At 47.4% G+C, this 25,704-nt stretch carries 22 protein-coding genes; 8 read left to right on the plus strand and 14 right to left on the minus strand.

Annotated elements, in window-relative coordinates:
• Window positions 1–529 precede the first annotated feature (529 nt).
• A complete protein-coding gene (locus M3N64_RS05570; RefSeq protein ID WP_249099306.1) occupies window positions 530–1,075 on the plus strand; it encodes a GbsR/MarR family transcriptional regulator in 546 nt (181 codons plus the stop codon).
• Window positions 1,076–1,286: 211 nt separating this feature from the next.
• On the opposite strand, the gene M3N64_RS05575 is transcribed toward M3N64_RS05570, so the two are convergent.
• From M3N64_RS05575 to M3N64_RS05585, 3 genes are all read right to left on the minus strand, one after another.
• Complete coding sequence (locus M3N64_RS05575; RefSeq protein WP_249099309.1) at window positions 1,287–2,312, minus strand: NAD(P)-dependent oxidoreductase; 1,026 nt, start codon at window positions 2,310–2,312, stop codon at window positions 1,287–1,289.
• Window positions 2,313–2,594: 282 nt separating this feature from the next.
• On the minus strand, window positions 2,595–3,344 hold the full coding sequence (locus M3N64_RS05580) for a phosphorylase family protein (protein ID WP_249099311.1): 750 nt from the start codon (window positions 3,342–3,344) through the stop codon (window positions 2,595–2,597).
• A 96-nt stretch (window positions 3,345–3,440) separates the two neighbouring features.
• On the minus strand, window positions 3,441–4,190 hold the full coding sequence (locus M3N64_RS05585) for a hypothetical protein (RefSeq protein WP_249099315.1): 750 nt from the start codon (window positions 4,188–4,190) through the stop codon (window positions 3,441–3,443).
• A 187-nt stretch (window positions 4,191–4,377) separates the two neighbouring features.
• Between M3N64_RS05585 and M3N64_RS05590 the strand changes: the two genes are divergently transcribed.
• Entirely contained in the window at window positions 4,378–5,277 is a 900-nt protein-coding gene (locus tag M3N64_RS05590; RefSeq protein ID WP_249099317.1) for an SDR family oxidoreductase, read from the plus strand.
• Between the two features lie 211 nt (window positions 5,278–5,488).
• Here M3N64_RS05590 and M3N64_RS05595 read toward each other — a convergent pair whose 3' ends face one another.
• Window positions 5,489–6,673, minus strand: a complete 1,185-nt coding sequence (locus M3N64_RS05595) for a pyridoxal phosphate-dependent aminotransferase (protein WP_249099320.1) — start codon at window positions 6,671–6,673, stop codon at window positions 5,489–5,491.
• A gap of 346 nt (window positions 6,674–7,019) precedes the next feature.
• On the opposite strand from M3N64_RS05595, the gene M3N64_RS05600 reads away from it, so the two are divergent.
• Window positions 7,020–8,618: an amidohydrolase gene (locus M3N64_RS05600; RefSeq protein ID WP_249099323.1), complete on the plus strand. Its 1,599-nt coding sequence runs from the start codon at window positions 7,020–7,022 to the stop codon at window positions 8,616–8,618.
• Between the two features lie 36 nt (window positions 8,619–8,654).
• Here M3N64_RS05600 and M3N64_RS05605 read toward each other — a convergent pair whose 3' ends face one another.
• The 4 genes from M3N64_RS05605 to M3N64_RS05620 are packed head-to-tail and all read right to left on the minus strand — an operon-like array spanning window position 8,655 to window position 11,326.
• Window positions 8,655–9,158 (minus strand): DNA-deoxyinosine glycosylase, encoded by a 504-nt coding sequence (locus M3N64_RS05605; RefSeq protein WP_249099326.1) that lies wholly within the window; start codon window positions 9,156–9,158, stop codon window positions 8,655–8,657.
• Window positions 9,159–9,189: 31 nt separating this feature from the next.
• The gene (locus M3N64_RS05610) at window positions 9,190–9,912 is read right to left on the minus strand and encodes a polymer-forming cytoskeletal protein (protein ID WP_249099329.1); all 723 of its coding nucleotides are present in this window, start codon (window positions 9,910–9,912) and stop codon (window positions 9,190–9,192) included.
• A gap of 2 nt (window positions 9,913–9,914) precedes the next feature.
• On the minus strand, window positions 9,915–10,658 hold the full coding sequence (locus M3N64_RS05615) for a hypothetical protein (RefSeq protein ID WP_249099332.1): 744 nt from the start codon (window positions 10,656–10,658) through the stop codon (window positions 9,915–9,917).
• Window positions 10,655–11,326, minus strand: coding sequence for a YhbD family protein (locus tag M3N64_RS05620; RefSeq protein WP_249099337.1), 672 nt, complete (start codon window positions 11,324–11,326; stop codon window positions 10,655–10,657). The genes M3N64_RS05615 and M3N64_RS05620 overlap by 4 nt, the downstream gene beginning before the upstream one ends.
• 268 nt (window positions 11,327–11,594) lie before the next feature.
• Between M3N64_RS05620 and M3N64_RS05625 the strand changes: the two genes are divergently transcribed.
• Entirely contained in the window at window positions 11,595–12,569 is a 975-nt protein-coding gene (locus M3N64_RS05625) for a LacI family DNA-binding transcriptional regulator (RefSeq protein WP_249099340.1), read from the plus strand.
• Between the two features lie 189 nt (window positions 12,570–12,758).
• On the opposite strand, the gene M3N64_RS05630 is transcribed toward M3N64_RS05625, so the two are convergent.
• Window positions 12,759–13,481 carry a DapH/DapD/GlmU-related protein gene (locus tag M3N64_RS05630; protein WP_249099341.1) on the minus strand — a complete coding sequence of 241 codons (723 nt, stop codon included), beginning with the start codon at window positions 13,479–13,481 and terminating at the stop codon, window positions 12,759–12,761.
• A gap of 469 nt (window positions 13,482–13,950) precedes the next feature.
• Between M3N64_RS05630 and M3N64_RS05635 the strand changes: the two genes are divergently transcribed.
• Entirely contained in the window at window positions 13,951–16,335 is a 2,385-nt protein-coding gene (locus M3N64_RS05635; RefSeq protein ID WP_249099344.1) for a phosphoketolase family protein, read from the plus strand.
• A 408-nt stretch (window positions 16,336–16,743) separates the two neighbouring features.
• Window positions 16,744–17,265, plus strand: a complete 522-nt coding sequence (locus M3N64_RS05640) for a GNAT family N-acetyltransferase (RefSeq protein ID WP_249099345.1) — start codon at window positions 16,744–16,746, stop codon at window positions 17,263–17,265.
• Between the two features lie 236 nt (window positions 17,266–17,501).
• Here M3N64_RS05640 and M3N64_RS05645 read toward each other — a convergent pair whose 3' ends face one another.
• From M3N64_RS05645 to M3N64_RS05655, 3 genes are all read right to left on the minus strand, one after another.
• Window positions 17,502–17,798 carry a hypothetical protein gene (locus M3N64_RS05645; RefSeq protein ID WP_249099346.1) on the minus strand — a complete coding sequence of 99 codons (297 nt, stop codon included), beginning with the start codon at window positions 17,796–17,798 and terminating at the stop codon, window positions 17,502–17,504.
• A 294-nt stretch (window positions 17,799–18,092) separates the two neighbouring features.
• Window positions 18,093–18,899: an ABC transporter permease gene (locus tag M3N64_RS05650; RefSeq protein ID WP_438271003.1), complete on the minus strand. Its 807-nt coding sequence runs from the start codon at window positions 18,897–18,899 to the stop codon at window positions 18,093–18,095.
• 5 nt (window positions 18,900–18,904) lie between these two features.
• Window positions 18,905–19,933: an ATP-binding cassette domain-containing protein gene (locus M3N64_RS05655; RefSeq protein ID WP_249099353.1), complete on the minus strand. Its 1,029-nt coding sequence runs from the start codon at window positions 19,931–19,933 to the stop codon at window positions 18,905–18,907.
• Between the two features lie 556 nt (window positions 19,934–20,489).
• On the opposite strand from M3N64_RS05655, the gene M3N64_RS05660 reads away from it, so the two are divergent.
• Window positions 20,490–21,434, plus strand: coding sequence for an aldo/keto reductase family protein (locus M3N64_RS05660; protein WP_249099355.1), 945 nt, complete (start codon window positions 20,490–20,492; stop codon window positions 21,432–21,434).
• A 148-nt stretch (window positions 21,435–21,582) separates the two neighbouring features.
• Here M3N64_RS05660 and M3N64_RS05665 read toward each other — a convergent pair whose 3' ends face one another.
• Together M3N64_RS05665 and M3N64_RS05670 are read right to left on the minus strand one after the other, a co-directional pair.
• A complete protein-coding gene (locus M3N64_RS05665; protein WP_249099358.1) occupies window positions 21,583–22,692 on the minus strand; it encodes a PTS sugar transporter subunit IIC in 1,110 nt (369 codons plus the stop codon).
• 414 nt (window positions 22,693–23,106) lie between these two features.
• Window positions 23,107–24,459, minus strand: a complete 1,353-nt coding sequence (locus tag M3N64_RS05670) for an L-cysteine desulfidase family protein (RefSeq protein ID WP_249099360.1) — start codon at window positions 24,457–24,459, stop codon at window positions 23,107–23,109.
• Window positions 24,460–24,656: 197 nt separating this feature from the next.
• On the opposite strand from M3N64_RS05670, the gene M3N64_RS05675 reads away from it, so the two are divergent.
• Complete coding sequence (locus M3N64_RS05675; RefSeq protein ID WP_283163309.1) at window positions 24,657–25,661, plus strand: oxidoreductase; 1,005 nt, start codon at window positions 24,657–24,659, stop codon at window positions 25,659–25,661.
• The last annotated feature ends 43 nt before the right edge of the window (window positions 25,662–25,704 follow it).

The following is a 25,704-nucleotide window of genomic DNA, read 5'->3' on the forward strand; positions in this document are numbered from 1 at the left end:
CTCAGGCAGGCAGGAATCTGCGGGATCTCGCTGGCACCAGCACCTTCCGCTTTGACACGGTTGAACCATTGTTTGATTCATTGGATACGGGGCAAAATCATAGACTTTCTTTTTTTGCTGGGAATTTTGCCAACTGGCAAATCTCTGACAAAGGCACCCTCACACTTATAACATCATCTGGAAAGATTTGTATCATGCATTAAAAATTATAAAATTTATTTCATCATGAATTAGCGCATTGGTGGAAAATGCGGACTTCATACACCTTTCATTCTGCTGGCACAGGCCGCAGGCCGTGGTAAGTACGCACAGGAACATCGAAAAAAACGAGCCACTCAACAGTACCCATCGTAACATAATATTTTATACAGTTCAAACTGTACATTCAGAAATAACGATGTATACTATACAATATGTTTTAATAAAAGCGTCTTTGCGTATTGCTGCTTTTAACATTTTTATTCTTTTCAGAGTGCCGGGCAACGTATACAATGGAGTGTGTGGAATTTTCTTTAAAGTTGGTGATACTGTGGATCACGTTGAGATCATTGAAAATATAAGGGAACGTGTTATCGAATCCATTTCTCAAAATATGTATCTTTACGGTGTCAGTCCGTCAATCGGGCGCCTTTATGGGACTTTATTTTTTAAAGGCAGTCCGATGACCCTGGATGACATGAAAGAAGAATTAAAAATGAGTAAGACGAGCATGAGCACATCCGTGCGGACATTAAGCGAATTGAATATGGTGGAGCGTGTCTGGAGAAAAGGCATCCGTAAAGATCTGTACGCGGCCCAGGAAGACTGGTATCAGATTTTCACTGACTTTTTCGCCAATCAATGGCGAAAAGTCACCTCATTAAATGCCAAAGCGGTGCGCCAGTCGCTTAAAGAACTGAAGCAATTAATGCACGCCGAAGTGCTCAGTGAGGATGAAAAAAAACAGATTCAAGAAGATATCGACAAATACAACTATATCCTGGCTTATTATGACTGGCTTAATCGTCTTTTTGATTTTCTCGAGAGTGAGGAGCTCTACAAACAGGTCAAAAAAAAGGAAGAGAAGCCCGATTAAGAAACTCATCCTGCCTGGGTAAAAAAATGAGGAAGCGTTGTCTCGTGTACATGGATTTCTGCGAAATAAGTAAACCTGGCTTTGCCAGGCCTCTGGCGGAAAGCCGCCGTCGCACTTATACTATTTCCCTTAAATTTTATATACTTTCTTAATAGTATAAGAAAAAACAGCCCTGCCGGATCCGGCAGGGCTGTTCATTATTGATGATCGGTTATTTAGTGGCAGGCTGTGGCAGTTCAACTTCCGCACGGCCAAGACTTTCGCCTTTGATCGCTGCATTGAAGTTGTCATAGCTTGTTGAGATCATGTTCGATACGGCAACATCAGTCATCGCAGCAACATGAGGTGTGATTAATACTTTAGGATACAGTTCAATCAATTCTTTGATCGTTGCATCCGGGAATTCGCTGCCGTCAGAGAAATCCTTGCCAAAGAAGCGTGCTTCATCAGTCAATACGTCGGCGCCAAAGCCTTCAAGCTTGCCACTCTTGATTGCCTTTGTAACAGCGGCTTCATCAACGAGTTCTCCACGGGCAGTGTTAATCAGAATCGCGCCGTCTTTCATTTTGCCGATAAATTCTTCGTTTACAAAGTTTTCATTCTTTCCAGGGAAATATGGAAGGTGCAGGCTGACGATGTCGGATTCAGCAAGCAGTTCATCCAATTCCTTAAATTCAACCAGCTTCTTAGCGAAGTCGCTTTGGAAAATATCATAACCAAGTAATTTAGCCCCGAGGCCTTTATACAACTCTGCTTCCACACAGCCGATATGACCGGTACCGACAATACCAACCGTCATTTTATGAACTTCGTGGCTGAAATTCGTTTCCGTTACTTTGAAATTCAATTTTGCCGTACGTGCAGTTGTATAAACAGTGTGACGAAGCAGAGACGTGCCCAGATATACAGCAAGTTCTGCGATCGCATTCGGTGAATAAGCAGGCACGCGGGCGACTTTAATGCCGAGATCAGCAGCTGCCTGAAGATCAATATGATTAAATCCAGCTGTACGCGTAAATACATATTTGATACCGTAATCATTGAATTTTTCCAGATTGGCACGGTCTGCCAGGCAGTTAACGAACAGCAGGACACCATCGTGACCTTTAGCAAGATCGCCATTGTCTGCCGTCAGCAAGTCATTAACCAAAGTCAGTTCGTACCCGTATTTATTCAGTTCACTGTACAAATGTTCTTCGTAAGGTTCTACACCATACGCGATGATTTTAAAAGCCATGCTTAAACATCCTCCTAAATAAAATTTATTCTACTCCGTTGTTTCTGAACAACGGAGATATAACTGAGACCGCCTGATACGTGATTCGTTTCACAATGAATAAAAAAATTTTTCATCGGTTAATCACATACTATTCGCAAAGTGCTATTTTCATCACTTTCATACGAATATTCAGGAAATCTTTTTTCTTTTTCACTCTAAAAGTATACCATTGGCCATAAACAGTCACAATCGATTAAAAATGATTTTTTTGTGAAAATTGCACTTTGTTTAAAATTCATTTCAACCATCCGCATCCGTCGGCTCCTGCTTCACCTGACTTGCAGCGAGGTGCAGTGAGAGTTCACGGATTCGGCGATCTGTATTCATGATTTCATCCGACAACTGCTTGGTCTCTGAAGCCATACATGCAGCCAGGCCTGCCATGTTGAGCAGACTAATGCTTTTTTTCCCCAGACGGGAGGCAAGTGAAAAGACGGAGGCGGTTTCCATGTCGACGCCATCCAGATTTTCTTTTTCCCATTTCCGCCAATGTCCCTCTTCCGCTGACGGCAAGGCAGATGCGCTAATCACCGTGCCCACTCGATAGGGATAGCCACTCTGTTCGCAAAAATAAACGGCCTGATCAACCAGCTCAGGTGCTGCATGGAAAACAGCGGACTCTGTTACCGATTCAGCGTACGCGGATTCGGCAATAAGAATACTACCCGGACAAGTGTCCCGTCTTAAACGATTCGCGTAACCTGTATGGATGAAAAGTCCACTGCCGCGCATGGCCCAGGGGTACATCGTCGCTGCAACCATCGATGGGCCGAAGACATGGGCAAAAGCAATCCGTCTGCCGAGAAAATCACCGGTGACTGTGTTCCAGTCAGGAGTCGACGCCTTCGCGCCAAGCAGTGCGCGCCACAAAGAAAGATCCTGGTGATCGATCCACTGACTATGCAAAATCAGCGCATCCGGTACCATCCTCTCTTCACACGTTAAGGAAACTAGCCAATCCTTGCAGAAATCGTGATTTTGATCGTCCATCGTAGTCCCTCTCTATAAAAAACCGTTCCTATATCATTATGGACCCATAAGCGGCTGCTTATGAGTCCATGTCGGTTTTTTCTCTGATGTGCGTCATTACTTAATTTCTTTATACGTATTGCTGAGCAAGTCAAGCTGAGTAATCTTGCCGGAACTTTTATAGTAGCGGAAAAATCCTGCTGACGGCGCCGTATCCGGATCGGCAGCACTGTCATTTTTATGCCGCTCACGCAGTTCCATGGAATAATAGGTGCCGTTGTCCGTCGTGTCGATATAAACTTCGTCCGGAGTATGCCCGGCTGCTTTAATAACCGCAGCTTCTGCCTGTTCCTGTGTTACAGAAACACTTGAATTTTCGGATGAGGAATCAGATGATGAAGCAGACGGCTGATCACTCGGACTACTGCTGCTATTGGATGATTCTGACGGCTCGGACGACGTTGCCGCGCCTGCGGCCGTTTGTTCAGATGAACTGCCTTCAGCATTTTTCTGTTTTGCCGACATCACTTGTTCTCTTAACTCCCTTGCATCTTTTCGTAGCGTACCCGAACCGTTTTTTTGAAGGATCACAGCATTTAACGCTTTTAGTGCTTGATCCGGCTGATCCAGCATCGATTTTGCCGCTATGAAATGATTCGTCTGCGCTGATAAAATCGCTGCTTTTTTATCCTTTTTCTTATACTGCAGAGCCTTTTTAAAATAACTCTGTGCCGCGTCATAATCTTTTGAAACGAGAGCAGCCCGACCTTTTTCCATGGCCTGATCATAGGCCTGATCTTCCTGATTGGCACATCCAGTCAGGACAAGAGCAGAGATCAGGAATAATAAAAAGAGTACTTTTTTCATTGTCTGCCTCCGGTTTCGATGACATGCTGTCCATCATTAGTTTATCATTTTTTGTCATTATTTACGTCGGTCTTTATTATTTTATCGACAAAATTTGAAAAATGATGAATAGCTATGACACAGGCACCTGCCCAAATTACCCCGCATATACTGTTGAAATCAGCAAAGAAAAGAAAGGAGCATAATGATGCAACCGATCATTCCATACTACGGATCTGTGACAAAGTGTGAAGAAGTGCCTATCACCTTTCCGCCTCAGCACCAGAATCGTCAGCCCGGTCTGGAATACATGATGAATCCGCTGCCCATTTATGATAATCCCAATTACATCGGCACCGGAAAGCTAAAGCATAAAACCGCAATCATTACCGGCGGTGACAGCGGCATCGGACGCGCGATTGCCGTTGCATTTGCAAAAGAAGGCGCCAATTCGGTCCTTGTCTATCTGAATGAAGAACAAGACGCGCGTGCAACAAAGGAAGCTGTAGAAAAGCTGGGACGAAAAAGCCTTCTTCTTCCGATCGACCTTCGAGAAAAGAAGGCAGCCGAACAGATTATTGCCCAGACTCTGAAGGCCTTCGGCAGTATCAATATCTTAGTCAATAACGCCGGTGTCCAGTTCCCCCAGCCATCGATTGAAAAAATTACCGATCAGCAGCTGGAGACTACCTTTGATGTTAATATTCAATCTTTTTTCCGCCTTACACGTGCAGTTGTTCCTTATCTCAGGAGCGGCGACAGTATCATCAACACAACGTCGGTACAGGCGTACGCAGGAAGCGGTCAGTTAATTGATTATGCTTCAACCAAAGGGGCGATCGTCAGCTTCACGCGCGCACTTGCTCATAATCTGGCTGGAAAAGGAATACGTGTGAACGCGATTGCACCCGGGCCAATCTGGACACCGCTTCAACCTGCGTCATGGTCGGCGGAAACAGTAAAAACATTGGGTGCAAACACACCTATGAAACGTTCGGGGCAGCCCTATGAACTGGCACCGGCTTACGTCCTGCTTGCCTCTGAAGATGGTTCTTATATTACCGGCCAGACCATTCATGTTAATGGCGGGCAGACAATGACTTCCTGATGCGTCGCGAAAGCACCCTCCGATTAGAAAACCTGGCTTCGCCAAGCTTCTGGCGAAGCCAAGGCCGCCGTCGCGCTTATACTATTTTCCTTAAAATTTATATGCTTTCTTATAGCTTGAAAAGGCTGTCTCACTCATTACAGCGGTGAGGAGGCCTTTTTAGCTATGATGCAGGACCCTTCGACAGGATCCGGGTGTTAAATTCCAGCCATCATCGATAGTCTTTAACCAGTTTCTCAAAAGCAGTCAGTGAGCGCTCTACTTTCTCAGTTGGAATGCAGTATGCCATGCGGAAATAACCCGGACAGCCGAAACTGTCAGCTGGCACGAGAATCAAGTCATATTTCAGTGCATGCCTGCAGAAAGCAACTGCGTCTTCCTCAAGTGCTTTTGGGAAAATATAAAAAGTGCCGCCGGGTCTGACACAGGAAAAGCCAAGCCTGGTCAGCCCGTCGTAAAGAATGTTCATGTTGGTCTCATACACTGACAGATCGGCAGTCATGTCAATCACTTCAGCAACGGCCAGCTGAATAATCGACGGCGGGCAGTTGTGACCGATACCCCGCGAGATTTGTCCGCACATGGATATAATCAGCGCCGCATCTGGATTATTCGGATTGGCGGCAACGTAACCGATACGTTCACCCGGCAGCGACAATGATTTACTGAACGAATAGCAGGTTATTGTATGTGTATAGTACTTCGCGATATAAGGAGCTTCCACATGATCATAAACAATTTCCCGGTAAGGCTCATCGGAAATGATGTAAATATCGTGACCGTATTCCTGTTCTTTCCGTACCAGAAAGTCGGCAAGCCTTTTTACCGTTTCGGATGAGTAAACGGCACCCGAAGGATTATTCGGTGTATTGACCAGCACTGCCTGCACCCTTGGCGAGAACATTGCTTCAAATGCCTCAAAATTGATCTGCAAAGTTTCTGTATTCGGCGGGACCACTTTCAATTGGGCGCCAAGTCCATGCACATAAGGCGTATATTCCGGAAAAAAAGGGGCGAAAGTAATGACTTCATCACCCGCTGTGACCACCGCGCGCAGTGCATGTGCAAGTGCACCGGCAGCGCCCGATGTCATAAAAATATGTTCTTTCTTATAGTTAAGTCCAAACCTTCTTGAAAGCGAAGCAGCTACCTTCTCGCGGACCGAAGTAATGCCCAGACTTGGGCTGTATCCATGAACAGCCATGGTGTCCCTGCTTGCAGCCAGTTCCTCAAGTTTATCGGTAAAAGCCTGAGGTACAGGCACCGAAGGGTTGCCAAGACTGTAATCAAAAACATTCTCATAGCCAATTTGTTTTGCACGTTCCGCTGCATATTCGGACAGTTCCCGAATGACCGATTTTTGACCAAGCATTTGCTTGAATTCTTCAGCAATCACTATAAAATCCCTCGCTTTGATATACTGTCATTAAAGTATAAAATAAGTGGCAGACTGGTTTGCGGGTTTGCTGCTCAAGCGACCGCCCTTAACCCACCTTTTGTCTTTGCACAGCTCCGAAGGGCGCGCAGACAACATAATACTGCCATTATACCGATCTTGTTCCCTGATTTCTATCCATTTTTAATCACGGGTATACAGACAGGCAACTTTTCTTATTTTGATGACCTGCTTTGTTTTCAGAATAAATCAACGATCACCGGCAATGTTTAACGACCTTCTTGTCACATGATCGGAATTGCGGGCTATGCCCCGCTCATTTTTAATAAAAAGTGAGATGATACACATGAAACTTTGGACAAACGGAACTTTTTACACGATGAAAAAATCAGGTCAGGTCGCCCGCAGCGTCCTTACTGATCACGGGCAAATTATTGCTGTGGGCCGAGCCGCTGACACGGCTGCCCAAAAACTGCATGCAGAGACCGTGGACCTTCAGGGAAACGTTGTCTTTCCGGGTTTTGTCGACAGCCATATGCATCTGCTCTGGTACGGCCAGGCATTGGATCGGCTGAATCTGTCTTCCTTTACAACAAAAGCCGCCTGTCTGGAGGCAATCCGTCAGCGCGCGGCGATTTTAAAAGATGGCGAATGGCTGTTTGTCGAAGGTTATGATGACAACAGCCTAACCGGCAGTCCTGGATTGCTGACGCGCCATGATCTGGATCCAATCAGTAACACACACCCTATTCTCGTTCGCAGGATCGACTACCATACGGTCAGCGTCAACACGCCGTTCATGCATAAAATCGGGCTGAAGCGGCATCAGATTTTCAGTGGCGGCGGCATGATCGATCTCGATGTTGACGGATGGCCTACCGGCGTATTGCGCGATGAAGCATCGATGCTTGCAATCGAACGTTTCCCAACTGAAGACACAAAAGAACTGGAGCGGCTTCTGCAAATCGCTGTCAGGGATTTATGGAAAAAAGGAATCACAGGTGCTCATTCGGAAGATCTGCACTACTTCAACGGCTTTTCCGGAACCGTTCAGGCCTTCCGCAATGTCCTTTCCGCCAAATTTCCTTTTCGTGCACATCTGCTCATTCACCATCGGGAACTCGGTGCCTATTTGCACGCTCCGGAATCAATCAAGGACCCCACCGCTTTTGTGTCGCTTGGTGCAATGAAAATTTTTTACGATGGGACCGTGGGCTCCCGCACCGCTTTCATGACACATCCGTATGCGGGGGAGCCGGACAATTACGGACTGCGTTTCCATTCCGAAGAAGAATTTGAAGCGCTCGTCCGGCAGGCGCGCTGGGCACACCTGCCCATCGCTGTACATATTATCGGGGACCGTGCTTTTGAGGAGGTCATCCGCGTACTCCGGGCATATCCGCCGCTGCCCGGACAAAAAGACCGCATGATCCACACACCGTGGCTTCGTCCACGTATGCTGGAAGAAGCAGCAGGCCTGCCGCTCATTTTCGATATCCAGCCACAATTCATGAGCAGTGATCTACCCTGGGCACTGGATGTTCTCGGTCCGAACAGACCGCCGCTTTCATTCGCCTGGAAAACAATCCAGAACTGCGGGTTTAGAACTTCCGGCGGCAGCGACGCACCCATTGAAGTGCCGAATCCGTTTCTCAGCATTCATGCAGCTGTAACACGTACATGTGACGCAGATCCGGACGGGAAACACTACTTTTCTGAAGAAGCTTTGAGTGTCTTTGACGCCATTGCGCTTTATACAAAAGGAAGTGCCGCGGCATGCGGAGCCGATGAACGATTTGGTACGATCGAACCCGGGAGAGCGGCCGATTTCACCATGACCGATCAGAATCCGTTCCTTGTCCCTCACGCTTATCTGCGCAACCTCTCAGTAACAAAGACTGTTGTCAATGAACAGATTGTTTTTGATCGGGCAGCACAGAGCTGATAAATTTTTTAAGGCTATGTTTCACACGTGCTGCATTTATAAATAACGCTTCATTTGTGACCATTCCTGAATTTTTTCTGCCTGTGTTTTTGGATAGCGGGATGGTGTCGGGCTGGTTGACGGCATTTTAATTAAGGCAACATTCGGTGGCACTGATGACTTAAAATAGCGCTGAAACACAGCGAACGCCTTGCTTCCATTAAAGGCAATGGCCCGGATACTCGGATATGCAGCAAGCAGCCCGGGAATATCGTTTGCCCGCTCGTCACGGATCGCCGAGTCCAGGCTGCCTTTGCGCGTGCAGCAATGTACGGAATCCCACAAGGCAATTCGGTGCTTCTTCAGAAATTCAATTTTTTGATCGTATGCCGGATCGGTAGGTTGATCAAAAAGAGCGTATATGATCCGCCAGAACTGATTGCGCGGATTCGCATAATACTGCTGCTTCGCCAGGGATTCCTGCCCGGGCATCGATCCCAGAATCAAGACACGTGCATTGCTCCCAATGACTTTCGGCATGGAAAAGATGAATTCAGTCATTCGTCTTCCTCCCTCACAGTGCATCTTCCACTTACTCTTTAACGGCGGACTGAACCTCCGCCTTTTCATCTTTTGCATACTCATTTTTATAGGCGACACGCCCAATTGAACAGCCAGGCCCGATCCGGACACGATTGCCTCTGATTACTTTCGCTTCCGTATCTTCAAGATACAGATCATCGCCCTCAATCGTATCGACAATCAGCTTCTTTCCAAACACTTTAAAAAGTTTGCCAAACAGCTCGGACGACAGGCGACGATGCACCGTCAATGTCCCGCAGCCGATTTCCCCGATACGCGAAGCAAAACCGGCAAGCGTCATGTCGATATGTTCCGCACTGCACAGACCACCGACATTCAGCGGACCTTCCGCAACGATTTCTTCGCTCTCCAAATCACCTTCAACTTTCAGAGTTCCGGAAACCCGTACACTTTCTCCGCGAATTGATGCTGCCGTATGCATTCGGCCGTTCACCTGAATACGCTCTCCAGAAACATTCCCTTCTGCCCTGCATGTTCCATTTACATTAATCGATTCAGCAATCACCCGTTTTTCAAATACGGCCGAGCCGCTGACAGCGATAGTTGATCCTTTCACGTCACCGCTGATACGTCCTGATCCATTAATACTGATACTGCCGCACATTATATCGCCAATAATTTTGCCGCTTCCGCTGATCTTTACATCTTCATAACACCCGCCCGGAGCACGGCCGGATCCGGATATTGTTAAACTTCTCTTTTCTTCAGTCATGCTCACTCCTCCTCAGAATGAGTGTTCTTCAATTCTGTTCGAATCACTTTTCCGACTTCAAATGTACCGTTTGTCTTATAAGCGCCTGAATACTCCACACGATCAATTTTGCATCCGTCGCCGATCTCAATGACCGAGCCGCGAACAACGGAAGCCTCGGTATATTCAAGATGTACGTAGTCACCTTCAATTATCTCGGCCCGAAACCGTTTCACAGGTGCGGCGTTAAACCACGAACGTTTGCGCCTCACGGTTACACGACCGGCGCCAATTTCTTTGACATAGTTCTCAGCCCGGAACTTAACGGCAATATTGGCTTCATCGCAATTCAGCAATCCAGCAACATAGATGCCGCCGTGCATCTCCAAAGACTCCAGCGAAACATCACCTGTGGCTTGCAGCGTGCCGCGCACCTTCAGATTGTCTCCAGTGAGGTTTTTTCCGGCAAACAGTTGACCGTATATGGACGACTGCCGCAGCATGCAATCTCCGCCGATTCTTGTCTCGCCCATAAACCGAGCTTCGCCCGCCGCAAACCGCCCATCGACAGAGACCTCACCCATATTTTTAAAATAGTCACAGGACAGGTCTCCTTTGACAACGCATTCACCCATGACTTTGCATGAGTTGGCTTCCAGTGACCCATTAATTGTGCATTCACCCATAATACGTACTTTGTCGAATGCTCCGCCTCCCGAGTGCGATTCACCCATGACTCTGAAATCACTTTTACGTTCCTGGCTCATTTTCGCAAATCCTCCCTGTTTTTATCCGACGGATCCGTCCGCTCAATGACCGCTTTAAGTCTTTCCATATGTGCGGAAATCCGTTGTTTTCCGATCAGCTTCGCATGCTCGTCCAAGTACACTGCAACGTCCTCTTCAGTAATGAACACGATGGATACACCCATTTTGCGGACAAAATAGAGGCAACCATTTTTATCATAAATTTTGGAGCTGTTTTTTTTCAGTACATCTAGTAAATCCTGTGCCTCGAAACGATTCATCTGCCCGCTTTTCAGCATTTGATCCAGAATGGACAAGGTAAGCAGATCATCAAATCGGAATTCGTTCACTTTTGCTGCCAGTTCCTTGAAAATAATCAGTGTTGCTTCCGAAACAATGTTCTGATCAAGCAATTCCTGTTCGGTTAATACAATTTTAGTTACTGCCCGGGGGGAGAACTTTTCCGCCAGTTCATCCAGCGAGAGATTATCTTTCATCTCAGAAATCGCCTGTACACGTTTTAATATTTTTTCTTTTGGGAAAAACGTTTCCTGCCCCGTAAATGTAGCTTTTCGGATAAACCAGGATTCCGGTATAAGCTGTTTTCGCTTCCAGCGATACAGCTGTCCGTAAGAAATTCCAGTGCGTTCGAGAAGCTCCTTCTTCGTAATCAGTTCTTCATCACGCACAAGCAGCCCCCCTATCATGATAAAACGAATATAACATAACATTGTTACGTTTTCAAACGATGTATCTCAAAGATAAAAGCCTCACACCAGATTCATTGCTGACCACTACTAAGGATTTTTAAAATTTGGTATCCTTTCCAAACTTGTAAACTCCGTGACAACTCTCTTTTGCAGAGAGTATTTAAGCTATAATACTAGTAAAAGATGGAATTGTATCCATATATTATATTTAATTATTTTTCCAGCACGCATTGAGGGGGATTCGACATTGAAAGCAAAGCCAAAACTTGAAGACGTTGCAAAAGCCGCTGGCGTCTCACCAACAACAGTCTCACGCGTGTTAAATAACCGTGGTGCCATCAGTGATAAAACAAGAAAGCGTGTCCATGATGCCGTTCAAAGGCTGAATTATCATCCTAATGAAATTGCACGTTCGTTATTCGTCAGCAAAACTCATCTCATTGGCATCATCTTTCCGTCAACCAGCCAGCCATTTTTTGGTGAAATGATTGCCCAAATTGAAAATTTATTATTCGAGAAAAACTATAAGGTGCTGATCTGCAATACGATGGATCAGGCAGACAAAGAAAAAAACTATCTGAATATGCTGCTTGCCAGCCAGGTAGACGGAGTGATTATCGGTACGCATAGTCTCGGTATTGATGCTTATCTGCAGGCCCAATTGCCAGTCATCGCCATCGATCGTGACGCCACCGGAACCGTCACCGTTGTCAGAAGTGATCATTATCAGGGAGGCAGAATGGCAACGGAGGAACTGCTTCGTCAAGGGCGGACCCGAATTGTTCATGTCAATGGCATGCATACGCGCAGATCACTTTCCTGCAGTCAGCAGCAGAAAGGCTATGAAGATGCGATGGAGGCGCACGGACTTCCCTGCAAAACTTATAACATTGAGTCGTCACTTGATATACGTGCCAAAAAACAGCTGCTCAAAACAATGATTGCCAGCCATCTGAATCTTGAGGGGATTTTTCTCAGTGACGACATCACTGCGGCCATCGCACTGAGCATCATTCGAAAGATGGACCGGGATATTGCCGTCGTCGGTTACGATGGCACGACTACGGTGACCACCTGTCTTCCTGAACTGACAACCATTGTTCAGCCGATTCGCGCGATGGCTAAATTAACCGTTGACCTTCTTTTAAAAGAAATCAGCAACGAATTCAGCGGCATAAAGAGAAACTACGTTTTGCCAGTCACACTAAAAAAGGGAGAATAGACAGAAAAATGATTCAGTTGACTGATGTGCTGCATCATCAACGATTGTTAGCCACCGTTTGTTAACCTTTGCCAAGCCACTGACAAAGGCAAAGACGCCGCCGCACTTATACGATAATCCGCTGAATTTTAAACTTCCTTATAGTATAAAATGAAAAGCATCCGCTCGGGATGCTTTTTTTCTTCTCTGTTAAGGTTTCAGTTTCAGTTTCTTATTCGGTGTAAGAGTAAGTTCTTTTCCGCCCATCGATACCCGTGTTTCTTTCGGTATGAATCCATGAACACGGGTCAGCGGGAACACCCATGTGTATGGGCCAATACAGGTTCCAGGGAGCGTCGCGGAATTAGCGCCGATTCTGCTGTAATCGCCGAGGACGCACCCGAAGAAATCCGTTTGAAAAGGAGTGTAGACGCCGTCCACTTTAACTCCGATAATTCCCTGATCGAAACGCCGATTCGCAATAATGGTCCCCGAACCGACTCGCGCACCCTGACCGATAACTGAATCACCGGCAAACGTAAAACTCTGCACCTTCGCTCCGTTACCGATAATGGCATGCTTGACTTCGCATCCGTGCCCGATCACGCAGTGATTGCCAATAATCGTATACGGACGGATCAGCGCACCGGACTGAATGGTGACGTTCTCACCAATAATGACAGGGCCTTCAATGGTGACTTGTGAATGAATGACCGTACCCTTGCCGATTGAATAATTGCCATGCAGATAGCTGCCTTCAGCAAGCTGTCCTTCATTTTGTTTCAGGTTTTTCTTTTCCACACGCTCCTTGACGATCTCCGTCGCTTTTTTCAATGATTCCCATGGATACTCAACGTCCTGGAAGACTTCAGGTACGTAAAAAGTGTCCCTATTTTCAAAGAAATAGTCCAGTCTCAGTTGCTCCCCACTCAAATTAAAAACCTCCAGTGCTGATGTTAAAACGCTATAGCGATGCAAGGGCATCGATCGTTTGGCTATGCAAAGCCGATTATTCTTTTCCATTATATCCGCAATCACCAAGTTTTTGTAGCGGAGATCGATCACACTCGATGATCGAGGGCTGCAGAATATCCTGTTGTATCGACGGGATATAGATCCATGCAGCTGCTCGCTGGCATCATCAGCGCGTCTCCGCTTTGATGCTTAGCGGATCCATTGTTTGATTACTTACAGGGCAACATTTTAAACTTTCTTTACCGCTTAAAAAGGGGTCTGCATCCCGAATCGCGAATTCATATAAGATATCACGCCATTTCAAATGATCTAGGCTGCTTCAATGTGCGCTTGGCGTCATCTTTTCCCGATCGAGACTTATTTTTTCCTTCATACTGACGAACACTATACTATGGACATCACGATGCTGAAAGGAGCTGCAGTATATATGGAAGAATCAAAAGAAAAGTTAACGGACTACTCCGCAAAGTCCTATTTTGATAAATTGGATAAATATTGGCGTGCAGCGAATTACCTGTCAATCGGCCAAATCTATCTAAAAGACAATCCGCTGCTCGACCGTCCGATTGTTGCGAGCGATATTAAAGTGCATCCGATTGGCCATTGGGGCACGATCTCCGGCCAGAATTTCATCTATGCACACCTCAATCGCATCATCAACAAATACGATGTGCACATGTGCTACATAGAAGGCCCAGGTCACGGCGGACAGGTGATGGTATCAAACAGCTATCTGGATGGAAGCTACAGTGAAATTTATCCTGATTTCCCGCAAGATAGGCAGGGGATGCAGCGCCTGTTCAAACATTTTTCCTGGCCGGGCGGTTTCGCCTCCCACGCCGCACCGGAAACGCCGGGATCGATTCATGAAGGGGGCGAACTCGGCTATTCAATTGCTCACGGTGTCGGTGCCATTCTGGACAATCCGGATCAAATTGCCGCTGTTGTCATCGGTGATGGTGAAGCCGAAACCGGACCGCTGGCCACTGCCTGGCACGCTAACCATTTTATTAATCCGATTCATGATGGTGCCATTCTGCCAATTGTTTACATTAATGGCTATAAGTTAAGCAATCCGACTTTGTTCTCGCGCACTTCTGATGAAGACCTAAGAAAATATTTTGAAGGCTTGGGATGGGCGCCTTACTTCGTCGCTGGCAGCGATCCGCAGATCATGCACCCGGCGATGGCCGCCGCACTTGATCAGGCCATCGAACAAATCATCCGCATCCAAAAAAACGCACGTGAAAATGACGATCCAGCCATGCCGCATTGGCCGGTGATCATTTTCCGCAGTCCAAAAGGATGGACCGGGCCAAAATTCTGGGAAGGTAAGCCAGTCGAAGACTCATTCCGTTCACATCAAATCCCGATCCCGGTTGATCAGCAACATCTGGAGCATGTTGACGAACTAGTGCGCTGGCTGAAATCCTACCATCCGGAAGAATTGTTTCGTGCAGATGGATCACCGGTTTCAGAAGTGGCCTCAATTCCTCCGAAAGGACGCAAACGTATGTCCGTCAACCCAATTACCAATGGAGGGATCGATCCACGGCCACTCCGGCTCCCGGATCATCGCGGATATGCGATCGACATTAAAGCGCACGGCAGCCAGACCGCTCAGGACATGATCGTCTTCGGCAGCTATGTCCGCGATCTCATTCGACTCAACCCGACTAACTTTCGCGTTTTCGGACCGGATGAAACCGCATCGAACCGGCTGACTCCTGTCTTTGAAACGAGCAGCAGGCAATGGCTTGGCCGTATCGACGAGCCGAGAGATGAATTCGTTGCGCCTGCCGGACGTATTCTCGACGCGCAATTGTCCGAGCACCAGGCAGAAGGCTGGTTTGAGGGTTATATCCTCACTGGCCGCCACGGTTTCTTCGCAAGCTACGAGGCCTTTCTGCGTGTCGTCGATTCAATGATCACACAATATTTCAAATGGCTGCGTAAATCGAGTGAACTCACCTGGAGAAGATCATCTCCTTCTTTAAATCTGATTGCCTCTTCGACCGTTTTTCAGCAGGATCATAACGGATACACCCATCAGGATCCGGGATTGCTTACGCATCTTGCTGAAAAAAAACAGGAATACATTCGTGAGTATCTGCCCGCGGACGCCAATACACTGCTTGCCGTTGCAGCAAAAGTTTTTAAGAGCAGCGATAAAATTAATTTAGTCGTCGCATCAAAACACCCGCGTCCGCAATGGTTTTCAATGGATGAAGCGACCGAACTCGTTGACACTGGGCTTGGCATCATCGACTGGGCGAGCACCGATCAGGGAACAGAACCTGATATCGTTATCGCGAGTGCCGGTACCGAACCGACATTGGAATGTCTGGCAGCCATTCAGCTTCTGCATCGAACTTTCTCTGAGATGAAAATACGCTTTGTGAATGTGGTTGATTTACTCAAGTTGAGAACACCGAAAAAAAGCAGCCGGGGTCTCTCCAATGAGGCTTTTGACCATTACTTTACCAGAGACAGGCCGGTGCTTTTCGCCTTTCATGGCTACGAGGGTTTAATTGAAAGCCTGTTCTATGGCAGGCATAACCGAAATCTGACCGTTCACGGCTATCGTGAGAACGGAGATATCACGACACCCTTTGATATGCGCGTGCTGAATCACCTTGATCGCTTCCATCTCGCAAAGGCAGCAGTGCTCATGCAGCCGCGCTGCGCGGAGAAGCGTGACGCATTCATTGCCAGGATGGATCACGCCATTGCCAGACACAACCGTTATATTCGCGAAGAAGGCGATGATTTACCAGAAGTTCTTGAATGGAAATGGACACCGTTAAAGTAAATTAGAAAACCTGACTTTGCCAAACCTCTGACGAAGGCAAAGACGTAGTTGCACTTAAGATGTAAATTCAAGAGTAAAAAAAGGAAAACCGGGTTGCTTCAATCCGAATAGCGCCGTCTTCAGTCCACGTTTCACCAGGCTGTCGCAACCCCGGGGTAAAACTCCCTGCGTATCAGCAGCCTGATGGAACCATTCAGCAAGTGAACTCAATCCGTGGCGCGCAGCATGAATAAAACAAGACTGTCTTATCTCGCATACACATGCATGAGGCAGTCTTGCTTTCTGTAAGTTGCTGCTCTCCGCTCTTTTTCGGGCAGGTAGCTGTGCATTGCTGAACAGCTATATTCTCCACTATAATAAATACATCGATAACAAAGCGACACACCATATCGGAATGGGGGATTGCGTTTGACCGCCTATTTACGCAAAGCTTCAATAGAAGATTATCCCGAAATCATAACCATTGTTGAACAAGCAAAACGATTGTTAAAAGCGGATGGCATCGATCAATGGCAGAACGGATATCCCGACGAAGCGACTCTGCGCGATGATATTGTACAGAAGAGGGCCAATGTCCTTGTCATTGACGGACACGTCGCCGGTATCGGTATTATTTCCGAGGAAATCGATCCGGCATACGAAGCGATTGAGCAGGGCTCCTGGAAGATTTCCAGTGAAACCGGCTATGCATCCATTCACCGTGTAGCGATTTCATCCGATTTTCGCGGACTGCACTTGTCTTCCGTATTGATGAGCCACCTCATCACCGCTGCCGCGCTTCAAGGGCATACAGATATCCGCATTGATACGCATCCCGAAAATCCACGCATGCAGCACGTGATTAAGCAGGCCGGTTTTGATTACCGCGGCGTGGTTCATCTGGACATGCCGAACGGCAAACGACTCGCCTATCAGCTGATCCTTAATTGATACATTCGCCCATACCGCGCGCACCGCAATGGAAAAAGCAGCCGGCTTTTCAGGCTGCTTTTTTGTATGATAAGTAACAGGCCAGCAAAATAAGATCTCGACCAGAAAGCAAAGAGAAGTGCGCAGATGCTGCAAAAACCCGAAGATTTCACAAGTCTGAGGGTCCGTCGGTGTAGATGACGACTTTGAATGATTCGCAAACCTCATTTTTCTTCTCACAGGTAGCCAGTTGAAACCTATCTTGAGAAAATGCCTTTTAAGAGCTTGTACACACCAATGGCAAGCAGAATAATCAACAGCCACTTCAGCATGAACCGAAAAAAAACGAAGAAAATCAGAGCAGTAATACCAATTATGAGCCACGCCAGCGATGTGATCAGCAATCCGCCGATTGCTAGAAAGATGACAAATATAAGAATTGCCGCAAACAGTCCGACAATCAGTCCCATTCCGTTCGTTCCTTTCCACCCGTTGTGGTTTCGAAAAATACGAATTCCAGCATCTCTGAAGAATTCTTTGTCGCTTCTTCCCACCCCCTGCCGTCCCAAGGATAATGCTGCGCATGCGTACGGATTGGCCCATTTGCGAAAAATGCTGGGTTGAAAAGTGTGACCAGTCTGCTTAAATACAATGTGAGTACTCGTTTTCACACTTAAATTCAGCAGACCATCAGCTGTATCGTTTAACAGTGCTTTGTGATTAGTATAACTGAAATTAGTGATGGCGAGCATGGAATTTATTTTATGCGATAAAAAGTCGGATTCATCATGCAGTTCATGGTACATCTTGCTTCAGTACACACCTTTTTCCGTTTATGGCCCTCAGACTCATGCACGGCGCATGTAGGCACGAACAGTAAGCGGCGCGAAGATGATGACAATGACGGCCGCCCCGATTAATGTGACAGTAAAATCCCACCCAAAAGCACCATCATTGGTCAGCCGCCTTACCGCCGTAATGAGATGGGAAACCGGATTAATTTTTGCAAACCACTGAAGCCAGTCCGGCAACGTATTAACTGGAACGAATGCATTGGAAAGGAAGGTCAGCGGGAACAGAGCAAGCATTGAAATGCCCTGCACACTTGAAGCTGTGCGCGCAATCACACCGAAGAATGCAAAGATCCAGCTGATTGACCAGGAGCAGACAATAACCAGCAATCCGGAAAGCACTACATAAGCAAATCCCCCGTCTGGCCGGTAACCCATCACATAGCCCATTGAAAAAGTAAGCACCGTCGCAATCGTGTATCGGACCGTATCGGCCAGAAGTGCACCGGCAAGCGGCGCAATGCGCGCAATCGGCAAGGATTTAAAACGATCAAAAACGCCTTTGTCCATATCTTCGCGCAGCTGCACTCCGGTAACAATCGACGTCGTAATAACTGTCTGAACCAGAATGCCCGGTATAATAACGGGCAGATAGCTTTTCACATCGCCTGAGATCGCTCCGCCAAAGATATACGTAAACATCAACGTAAAAATAATCGGCTGAAGGGTGACGTCGAATAATTGTTCAGGTGTACGACGAATTTTCAGCAAACCTCTTCCCGCCATTGTCAATGAATTGCGGACGGTTTGTCCAAGACCCGCATTTTTTCTCAGTTGTCGATCAGCCGCAGGTATAATCTTCATTTGATTCATAACCCTGCCCCCTTATCTTCTGCATCAGTTTTTTCGGATGTCTCCGTTTGAGCGCTGTGCCCGGTAATCGCGAGAAATACTTCGTCAAGTGTCGGTTTCTGCACACTCAACTCGGCCAGATGAATGTCCGCCTCGCGCAGCGTGATGAGCAGATCGGCAACCTTGTCGGCATCCGCCAAGGGGGCGGTGAGCTGCCCTCCTTCGGGTGATGCAACAGCCGTTACCCGAAGTTCCTGCTCAACGATCCGACGCGCACACTCCATGTCTTTCGGATCCTGTATACGCAGTTGCAGCGATGATTGACCGATTGAGGCTTTCAAGTCATCCGCGGTTCCTTCGGCAACGACACGCCCGCGATCAATCACGGCAATGCGATCCGCGAGTTCATCTGCTTCCTGAAGATACTGAGTGGTCAGCAAAACTGTCGAACCTGTGTCGACCAGCTGGCGAATCGTGGTCCACATCTGGTTGCGTGTGCGTGGATCAAGACCGGTTGTCGGTTCATCCAGAAAAATAAGCGGCGGCTGCGCAATCAGGCTGGCCGCAAGATCAAGACGACGGCGCATGCCTCCGGAAAAATTTTTCAGCGGACGTTTTGCCGCCTCGGTCAGGCCGAATGCCTCAAGCAGTTCCGCCGACTTGCGTCGGGATTCAGCACGCCCCAGACCGAGCAGTCGTGAAAAAATGACCAGATTTTCCGTTGCGCTCAGCGATTCATCAACTGAAGCATATTGTCCGGTGACACCGATCAATTGACGTACGATGTGGGGCTCCTTCGTGACGTCGTGTCCGAAAACCCGGGCGGATCCGGCATCCGGACGCAGTAAGGTTGTAAGCATACGAATGGTCGTCGTTTTGCCGGCTCCGTTCGGACCAAGTACGCCGTAAACAGTACCTGCACGTACGTTCAGGTCGATTCCGTCAACTGCCCGGTATGTGCCGAACTGCTTCACGAGTCCGCGTGCTTCCACCGCCCAATCGACCTTTTTTTTCGCTATTTCTGTTGTTGCTTTGTTCTGGTTCACGTTTATTCCTCCTTTTGAATCAACAATATAACATGCGCCTTCGTTTCGTAATGATCGCCAGACCGGGAATTCACTCATGCGGAAGACGGATTTTTTATCCATCTCCCGATCCGTAAAATGATCATATGCATCTAAAATTAACGGAGGATGAACCGATATTAAACGATTCAAAAACGAGTCGCCAGCCTATTTGTTGATGCTTTAGAAAAATCGGACACACTCGTTGCGGGTTACCGGTCATTGCTTGCAGGTGATTTACCGACCATTCAGCGCAGTTTTCCGGCCATAGCGAGTGATTTACCGGTCATCGTCTTCATCACAATCATCAACCAGCGCCGCTGACCTGTTCCTTTTATTTGCAATATCGCTGCTCGCGGACATGTTCCCCGCGGGCGGCAGCGCGCCTTCCACTTTTACGCTTAACCAGGACATTGTATTGATGATTTGATTCAGAGCAAAGTCAATAATGTTTCTTATAAACAAAGAGAAGATTATGATTAAAGAGAAGGCAGCTCAAGATAACGCCTGGTAAACCGCAAAACTGAGGAGGGGTTTCATGAACTATCGTCATCTCGGCAATACCGGTCTCAAAGTCAGCACAGTCAGTCTCGGCAGCTGGCTGACCTACGGCGGCTATGTCGCCAATGAAAATGCAGTAAACACGATTCTTAAAGCCTATGATCTGGGTATCAACTTTTTTGATACGGCTAATGTCTACATGCGCGGCGAAGCAGAAAAAGTGGTCGGAAAAGCAATTAAATCCTTTCCACGCGATTCCATCGTGCTGTCAACTAAGGTTTACTTTCCGATGGGCGACGGTCCCAATGATCGCGGACTTTCCAGAAAACACATTATGGAACAGGCCCATGCCAGTTTAAAACGACTGGACGTTGACTATATTGATCTCTATTATTGTCATCGCTTCGATGAAGAGACGCCGCTTGAAGAAACTTTACGCGCGTTTGACGATCTGATCCATCAGGGGAAAGTAAATTATATCGGCGTCAGCGAATGGACTGCAGCACAAATTACGGAAGCGGCACATATTGCCGATGAAAAGCTGCTCAACCACTTTGTCGCCAACCAATCCAAATACAATATGTTTGCGCGGCACATTGAACATGAGGTCATCCCTGCCAGTCAGGCACATGGCGTCAGTCAGGTATGCTGGTCGCCACTTGCGCAAGGCGTACTCACAGGAAAATATACGTCAACAAATCAGTTCCCGACTGGAAGCAGGGCTGCGGAAAACAAGGGGCACATCAAGGAATACCTGACCGAGAATAACTTGAGTAAAGTTGCGAAACTTAAAAAAATGGCTGCAGAGCTTGATATCAGTATGGCCCAGCTGGCACTGGCCTGGATTCTTCGTCAGGATAACGTTGCCAGCGTTGTTGTCGGCGCCAGCAAGCCGGAACAGATTATTGACAATTCAAAGGCCGCGGATGTCAAGCTCAGCGAAGAAGTCCTGAATCAAATAGAACAGGTACTTGCTGATTAAGCATGCTGCATTTACGAAGCAAGAAACATTGCCCGCATACGCGATGACGCACGGCATCATGTTCAACACTTCATTTTCTGAATAAAGAAAAGCCTCACATTTGTTCACATCAATCATGCACAAAACGTGAGGTTTTTTGTATTTTTAATCAGGCTTTTTCAAGAGTAAATTTAGGCTGTGCTTTCTTTTTTTCTTTTCTAAATTCAGCCATCTCCGTGCTGTAATCTTCAGCCTTATAAAGATGGAAGACCTGTCTGCAAAGCCATTCAAAGAAGAAGCCTCCAGCAAAAGAAAGCACAATGAAGACAAGTGCAACTACCAAGAGGTTACCTGCCGTGAAGCCACCCGGCATAAAATGAATGGCATTAATCGGACCGACCATGCCTGAAAAACCGAATCCGGCGCTGATTGGTGTGCCTTTTATTCCGAAAAGTGCGCCGACTGTTCCCAGCAAGGCAGCGTTCAGCATAATCGGCACCAATATTTTGGGTTGACGGACCATGGCCGCAATCATGATTTTTGGCGTGCCGAGCACAATGGAAAGCGAAAGACCGATTTTATTGACATGCAGACCTCCGACGAACATACCGACTGCCGCTGCCACACAGCCCAGGTTACCGGCTCCTGAGGCAATGCCGCCGAGACCGATCGCTGTCGCAATTGCTACTGTGGACACCGGAGAAATCATCACCACTGAGAAGCATACTGCAATCAAAATGCCCATCGGAATCGGCTGAAGGACGGAAAAGCTGTTGATCATCTGTCCAAGGCCTACGGTTACTTTGTGTATATATGGAAACATGAGTACACCCGCACCGCCGCCAATGACACAGACAAGCACCGGCATCACCAGCGGTTCAAATGACTTTAAACGGTCTCCAATCAGCAGCACTAATGCGCTGGTTAAACTGATCGTCACTAATGTATTGACCAGATCGCCCATTCCGTTAATCACGATGCCGCCTGAGGTGAAGTTCAGGGCACCGGAGCCAATCCAGGCGGATGCCGCCACACAGACCATAGGAATTGGCTTCATTTTGAACTGATAACCGACCGCTGCACCAATCAAAAGCGGAACAGCCAGCATGTAAATGGATACCAGCTGATTCATAATGCCAAAAACGGGCATTTGCCCCATTAATGCTTTGCTTAATTCACTAAGCAGAGCCGAAGGAATCAGCCCGGCAACGATACCAACTGCATGCCCGACAAGTACATGATTCACAAAAACTTTGACCGTCATTTTCTCCTTTACCACCGTAAACATCCTCTCTCCTGTCTTCTTTCTCTGTTCTTACCGAAAAGGTTAGTGACGCTATTCTAACACATCATTTTTCACAATGCAACGCGTTTATTCGCTAAAGTATTTATTTATAAAAATGCGCTTCAGAGATGTCCGGTGATTAAAAAACCGGGGCAAAAAAACGTCCGGTCTTCCTTTCACAGGACGTGATGGCTTTCGCGTTGCATACAGGACGTATGCGCACTTAGCGAAAGTTCTTTATTGAAAGTTCTTTATTGAAAGTTCCTTTATGGTCAGCGAAAATCCCTTCTCTATCATGAGTCAAGTTATTGTTTGGCTGGATACAGAGCAGAATTTTATCCTTTCTTTAAGCTGCCAAAAACGCAGGAACCATTGGCAGTGAATTTCGTTAATGCCTCTGATTTAGAATCAGTCTTTCGCTGCTATCCCTGGCTTGCCGGTCTTTCTGAGCATAATACGAATGATCTCGCGGTCCGTCTGCCGCATTCCCTTTTGAGCCAGCGCACCCACGTTGTGGATGGTATTATCCACACCTTTCGTGACAATACCATCTCCGTCTAAAAACTGCTGATTGTGCTCGTACATATAGTAACCGAAAATACCTGCATCGACCGCTGCCGAGATCTTAGCGGCGCATGAAGGTTTGGCACCGTCACAGATAATGCCCGACGTGATCGCCACCGCATTGACAATGGTATGCGCAATAACGTCATAATCTCCGCCATATAAATAAGCGATGCCTGCGCCAGCACCGCAACCGGCACTGACGGCGCCGCAATAGGCGGAAAGGCGGCCGATTCCGGTTTTCTGATAAATCGTAACCAGATCGGATAAAGCAACGGCACGATAAAGTTTGTCTTGTGATGCATGCAGTTCTTTGGCATACTCGATCACCGGCAGAGACGCCGTCATTCCCTGATTGCCGCTGCCCGATACAATGACGACCGGTTTTTCACAGCCACCCATACGCGCATCCGATCCGGCTGCTGCCGCCGCGCGTGCGCGTGTCCTCACGTCATTGCCACAGGCGCTCAGCAGCACTTTTCCTATGTTCGCGCCCCAGTTGTCCTTCAGCCCTTCCGCGGAAATAGCCGTATTATAATCAATCTGTCGCCCGATCACTTCGGAGATATCCTCCATTCGCACACTCTGAATAAAGTCAAGAATATCCCGTATGTTAAGGCAACTGCGATCCGTCAGGCCGTGACTCTCATTGACTTTGCCGCTTGCCCCTGACTCATACAGTTTTATTCCGTTGCGCGTAATCAGGGCGATATTCGTGTGAAAGTGTTCAATCACCACGGTTACCTCTTCGTTCCCGTACTTAACCGTAGCTGCTATATAGAAGACCATATCGTTATCAGCGGGAACAACTATCAGCTCGTGTTCGTTTATATAGGATTGGATTTGCGCTTTGTCCGCTTCACGAATATCAGACAGCACTTCCAGCTTTTGCGAGGCGTCGCCGGCAACGATTCCGGCAGCTGCTGCCGCAGCGATGCCTTTCATACCGTTCGTATTGGGAACAATCACACTCTTAACATTTTTGATAATATTCCCGCTTGCAGCAATCACGCAACTTTCAGGTAATGTCCCGAGCACTTCCCTGGCTTTCGCCGCCGCATAGGCAACGGCAATCGGTTCCGTACAGCCTGTTGCGGGCACCAGTTCTTCTTTTAAAATCTGCAGATAATTTTTATAGACTTTATCATCCGGTTGCATTAAAATGTCCCACTCCTCCGCAGCATGTTTCTCAATCATTTCCATACCGTTTTTGATACAATTACATACATTTTTACCCTTTATTCGTACTGATTCAAGAGAATTATATGTCAATAGATTGACGAAATAATTCAATTGAATGTTTAAATCAAGGATTGAGTGATTTTTTGATTTTTATTTTATTAAATTTGGTATGATTAATTTGGAAAAATGACCAGAGAGTTGAGGCGAGCATCATGAAAAAATTTCACGCGTTCGTAGTCAACAAACAAGATCAGTTGTTTACTCAAAAGATACAGGAACTGACTCTGGATGACTTGCCAGAGGAGGATGTGCTCATACATGTCTGCTACTCCAGCATCAATTACAAGGACGGACTTGCCGCAACACCAGACGGACGTATCGTGAATGCCTATCCGTTTGTCCCCGGTATCGATCTTGCGGGAATTGTGGCATCATCCAAAGACGCGCGCTTTAAAGAGGGCGACCCGGTCATTGCAACCGGATATGGACTTGGCGTTTCTCATTATGGCGGATACAGTGAATTTGCACGCATTCCGGCTGACTGGATCATTCCGCTGCCTAAAGGACTTTCACTTCGGGAATCAATGATTATCGGCACTGCCGGATTTACTGCGGCTCTATCTGTTCTTCGTCTTGAAGAAAATCACGTAGCGCCCGATCACGGCCCGGTGCTCGTAACCGGAGCAACCGGCGGTGTCGGCAGCTTCGCCGTCTCAATCCTTTCAGCTTGTGGCTACACAGTTACCGCTAGCACAGGAAAATCATCCGCAAGTGTGTATCTAAAGACGCTTGGCGCACAAACAGTTATTGATCGCAATGAAATCAATGACGTGTCTTCCAAACCGCTGCAGAAGCAGCAATGGACCGCAGCGATTGATTCCGCTGGCGGTGAACCGCTCGCTGCGCTGCTTCGTAAAATTCGTTATGGCGGCGCGGTCGCCGCCTGCGGTCTGACGGCCGGTACGCGTCTGACGGCAACGATTTTCCCGTTCATTTTACGCGGTATCAGTCTGCTTGGCATTGATTCCGTTTACTGCCCGATGAGCACACGTATCAAAATATGGGAGCGTCTGGCTCAATCATGGAAACCCGCAAATCCGGAAGCATTGGTCCAAAAAGAAATCACTCTGGACCAGCTGCCGGATACGCTTCCGACGCTGCTGAACGGTCAGGCAAGGGGGCGAATAATTGTTAATTTGGACGGCTGCAATAATTGACTGGCTTTCTGCATCCCTGCGCTCTGCCTCACGAAGCTGTCCC

This window comes from Sporolactobacillus mangiferae, from assembly GCF_023336505.1.
Taxonomy (GTDB): domain Bacteria; phylum Bacillota; class Bacilli; order Bacillales; family Sporolactobacillaceae; genus Sporolactobacillus; species Sporolactobacillus mangiferae.

What these genes read in the sequence shown, in the direction of transcription:
- M3N64_RS05575 (WP_249099309.1), bottom strand. Translation starts at nt 2,312, where the DNA reads ATGGCTTTTAAAATCATCGCGTATGGTGTAGAACCTTACGAAGAACAT.
- M3N64_RS05580 (WP_249099311.1), bottom strand. Translation starts at nt 3,344, where the DNA reads ATGGACGATCAAAATCACGATTTCTGCAAGGATTGGCTAGTTTCCTTA.
- M3N64_RS05585 (WP_249099315.1), bottom strand. Translation starts at nt 4,190, where the DNA reads ATGAAAAAAGTACTCTTTTTATTATTCCTGATCTCTGCTCTTGTCCTG.
- M3N64_RS05590 (WP_249099317.1), top strand. Translation starts at nt 4,378, where the DNA reads ATGCAACCGATCATTCCATACTACGGATCTGTGACAAAGTGTGAAGAA.
- M3N64_RS05600 (WP_249099323.1), top strand. Translation starts at nt 7,020, where the DNA reads ATGAAACTTTGGACAAACGGAACTTTTTACACGATGAAAAAATCAGGT.
- M3N64_RS05605 (WP_249099326.1), bottom strand. Translation starts at nt 9,158, where the DNA reads ATGACTGAATTCATCTTTTCCATGCCGAAAGTCATTGGGAGCAATGCA.
- M3N64_RS05610 (WP_249099329.1), bottom strand. Translation starts at nt 9,912, where the DNA reads ATGACTGAAGAAAAGAGAAGTTTAACAATATCCGGATCCGGCCGTGCT.
- M3N64_RS05615 (WP_249099332.1), bottom strand. Translation starts at nt 10,658, where the DNA reads ATGAGCCAGGAACGTAAAAGTGATTTCAGAGTCATGGGTGAATCGCAC.
- M3N64_RS05635 (WP_249099344.1), top strand. Translation starts at nt 13,951, where the DNA reads ATGGAAGAATCAAAAGAAAAGTTAACGGACTACTCCGCAAAGTCCTAT.
- M3N64_RS05650 (WP_438271003.1), bottom strand. Translation starts at nt 18,899, where the DNA reads ATGAAGATTATACCTGCGGCTGATCGACAACTGAGAAAAAATGCGGGT.
- M3N64_RS05660 (WP_249099355.1), top strand. Translation starts at nt 20,490, where the DNA reads ATGAACTATCGTCATCTCGGCAATACCGGTCTCAAAGTCAGCACAGTC.
- M3N64_RS05670 (WP_249099360.1), bottom strand. Translation starts at nt 24,459, where the DNA reads ATGATTGAGAAACATGCTGCGGAGGAGTGGGACATTTTAATGCAACCG.
- M3N64_RS05675 (WP_283163309.1), top strand. Translation starts at nt 24,657, where the DNA reads ATGAAAAAATTTCACGCGTTCGTAGTCAACAAACAAGATCAGTTGTTT.